1 rRNA gene (cut by a window edge) is annotated in these 217 nt (G+C 35.5%); it reads right to left on the bottom strand.

Annotated elements, in window-relative coordinates:
- Positions 1-72, bottom strand: a 5S ribosomal RNA gene (gene rrf / locus ASU02_RS05325) (it extends 56 nt beyond the left edge of the window).
- Between the last annotated feature and the right edge of the window lie 145 nt (positions 73-217).

Below are 217 nucleotides of genomic sequence, written 5' to 3'. Positions count from 1 at the left end.
ATTGGCGCTGAGAAGCTTAACTTCCGTGTTCGGGATGGGAACGGGTGTGACCTTCTCGCTATCGCCACCAAACTTTTATTAAAAGACATATCTTATTATAACGTCTTTTTAATTTTTTTCAAGAGGAAAATTGAAATTTATTCCCTCAAAACTAGATAATGCTAAAGAAGAAGTTGAGTAATCATTTTGGTTAAGTCCTCGACCGATTAGTATTTGT

The sequence above is a fragment of the Cytobacillus praedii genome, from assembly GCF_001439605.1.
In the GTDB taxonomy this organism is placed as follows: Bacteria; Bacillota; Bacilli; order Bacillales; family Cytobacillaceae; genus Cytobacillus; species Cytobacillus praedii.
Note: the sequence above shows the minus strand (reverse complement) of the source record. Positions and strands in the feature narration are given on the sequence as shown.